Genomic DNA, 2,630 nt, shown 5'->3' on the forward strand with positions numbered 1-2,630 from the left:
CGTCGGCGCTGGTCGGTGTTCGTCGCGTGCGCCTTGCGGGCCCATCGGCGCGGTCGCAGTGTAGAACCGTGGGCAATGACGCCCGGTGCGGTGGAGACCGACGATGAAGACCCTGTTGGCGCTTGGCGTGTGGTGCCTGCTGTTCGTGCTGTGCTGGCCGCTGGCAATCCTGGCTTTGGTGGCATGGCCGTTCATCTGGTTGGTGAGCCTTCCGTTGCGTCTGGTCGGGATTACCTTCACGGCACTGTTCGCGTTCCTGCGCGCGCTCCTTCTGCTGCCGGCGCGGTTGCTGGGCGGTGGCCCGGTGGCCGCATGAATCGCGTGGATCGCATGAATCGCATGTGCGCAGGTCTGATCGCGCTGTCGCTGGCCGCACCGGCGCTTGCCGCTGACCCGCCCACGGCCTGGGTGGAGCGGCAGAAGGCCAGCGAGGCAGATGCTGATCTAACGCCCACCAAGGACGCCCCCAAGGAACATTGCCGGGTGGTGAAGGAATGGAAGGTGGGCGAGGTGGTCGCGCAGCACCGCATCTGCGAGGATCCGCCGAAGGCGCCGGCCGTGGCGGCGCCGGAGAAGAACGCCAAGCGCGCCTGATGGCCGTTGTGGCGGCGGTGCCAGTATGCCGGCCGCGACCGGCAGCGGTCGCCGTTGGCCGGCTCCACATTTGCCGGGAAGAGCGGCCGACCCGTTATCGGTAGTGCCGGCCGCTGGCCGGCTCCACGCGGGCCCAACAGAAAGAGCTGCCCGGCGCCACCGTTATCGGTATGCCGGCCTCCGGCCGTAACCGGTAGTGCCGGCCGCTGGCCGGCTCCACGCGGGCCCAACAGAAAGAGCTGCCGGCGCCACCGTTATCGGTATGCCGGCCGCCGGCCGTGACAGGTAGTGCCGGCCGCTGGCCGGCTCCACGCGGGCCCAACAGAAAGAGCTGCCTGGCGCCACCGTTATCGGTATGCCGGCCTCCGGCCGTAACCGGTAGTGCCGGCCGCTGGCCGGCTCCACATAGGCCCAACAGAAAGCGCAGCCGGCAACGGCCGGCCCTACCAGGGACGCGGATGCGCCCACAAAAAACCCCGCCGCAGCGGGGTTTTTCGTTACGCCATCTACAGGGCTCAGTTGGCCTTGTGGATCGCGCGCTTGTTCACGGCCATCGCCGCATCGTGCACCGCTTCGGACAGCGACGGGTGGGCGTGGCAGATGCGCGCCAGGTCGTCCGAGGAGCCGTTGAACTCCATGGTCAGCACGCCTTCATGGACCAGTTCGGACACGTTGGCGCCGACCAGGTGCATGCCCAGCACGCGGTCGGTTTCAGCGTGCGCCAGCACCTTGACGAAGCCGGCCGGCTCGATCATGGCCACGGCACGGCCGTTGGCGGCGAACGGGAAGCTGCCGGCCTTGTACGGGATACCCTCGGCCTTCAGCTGCTGCTCGGTCTTGCCGACCCAGGCCAGCTCCGGCTCGGTGTAGATGACCCACGGAATGGTGTCGAGGTTGACGTGGCCCGGCAGGCCCGCGATCAGCTCGGCCACGGCGATGCCTTCCTCGAAGCCCTTGTGCGCGAGCATCGGGCCGCGCACGCAGTCACCGACCGCCCAGACGCCATCGACGCCGGTGTGGCAGTGCGCGTCCACTTCGATCTGGCCGCGCTCGTTGATCTTGACGCCGGTGCCTTCGGCCAGCAGGCCCTTGGTGGCGGCGCGACGGCCAACGGCCACCAGCAGCTTGTCCACAGTCAGGGTCTTCTCGCCCTCGGCATCGGCGTAGGTCAGGGCGACTTCCTTCTTCTTGCCCTTGCCGGTCACTTCGGCCTTGGAGACCTTGGCGCCCAGACGGATATCCAGGCCCTGCTTCTTGAATTCCTTGGCGGCCGCCTTGGCCACTTCGGTATCGGCAGCAGCCAGGAACTCCGGCAGCGCCTCCAGGATGGTCACTTCCGAACCCAGGCGCTTCCACACGCTGCCCAGTTCCAGGCCGATCACGCCGGCGCCGATCACGGCCAGGCGCGCGGGGACTTCAGTGAAGTCCAGGCCGCCGACGTTGTCGACGATGGTGTCGCCGTCGAACTTGGCGAACGGCAGTTCGATCGAGTCCGAACCGGCGGCGATGATCACGTTGGTGCCCTTGAGCTCGACGATGGAGCCGTCGTGCTGGGTGACCTTGACCACGTTGCCCGGCTGCAGCTCACCGAAGCCGTAATAGGCGGCGACCTTGTTGGCCTTGAACAGCATGCCGATGCCGCCGGTGAACTGCTTGACGATCTTGTCCTTGCGGCCAACCATCGCCTCGACGTCCATCTTGGCGTCCTTGAAGGTGATGCCGTGGTCGCCAAAGATGTGGCCCATGTTCCAGAAMTGGCGCGAAGAATCCAGCAGCGCCTTGGACGGGATGCAGCCCACGCGCAGGCAGGTACCACCCAGGGCCGGCTTGCCGTCCTTGCCCAGGGCCGCGTCGATGCAGGCGGTCTTCAGGCCCAGCTGCGCGGCGCGGATGGCGGCGTGATAGCCGGCCGGACCGGCACCGATGACGACGACGTCGAATTGTTCAGCCATTGAAATAGTCCTTGTTGCATTCCCGAGCTTCGCTTGAAGCCGGTGGCGAGCAGGCGCCGGGGAGAGAGCAGGGCAGTGCGGTGC

3 protein-coding genes are annotated in these 2,630 nt (G+C 67.3%); 2 read left to right on the forward strand and 1 reads right to left on the reverse strand.

What is annotated here, in order from left to right; translation table 11 throughout:
- The first annotated feature begins 103 nt into the window (after positions 1–103).
- Positions 104–316 carry a hypothetical protein gene (locus tag ACXJKH_RS18405; protein ID WP_457321514.1) on the forward strand — a complete coding sequence of 71 codons (213 nt, stop codon included), beginning with the start codon at positions 104–106 and terminating at the stop codon, positions 314–316.
- On the forward strand, positions 313–594 hold the full coding sequence (locus ACXJKH_RS18410) for a hypothetical protein (RefSeq protein WP_457321516.1): 282 nt from the start codon (positions 313–315) through the stop codon (positions 592–594). The genes ACXJKH_RS18405 and ACXJKH_RS18410 overlap by 4 nt, the downstream gene beginning before the upstream one ends.
- A 515-nt stretch (positions 595–1,109) precedes the next feature.
- Here the strand turns inward: ACXJKH_RS18410 and lpdA are convergent.
- Positions 1,110–2,546 (reverse strand): dihydrolipoyl dehydrogenase, encoded by a 1,437-nt coding sequence (lpdA, locus tag ACXJKH_RS18415; protein WP_457321518.1) that lies wholly within the window; start codon positions 2,544–2,546, stop codon positions 1,110–1,112.
- Between the last annotated feature and the right edge of the window lie 84 nt (positions 2,547–2,630).

Source organism: Stenotrophomonas sp. P5_B8 (assembly GCF_054049855.1).

Coding starts and splice junctions, on each gene's coding strand:
- ACXJKH_RS18405 (WP_457321514.1), top strand. CDS start 104: ATGAAGACCCTGTTGGCGCTTGGCGTGTGGTGCCTGCTGTTCGTGCTG.
- ACXJKH_RS18410 (WP_457321516.1), top strand. CDS start 313: ATGAATCGCGTGGATCGCATGAATCGCATGTGCGCAGGTCTGATCGCG.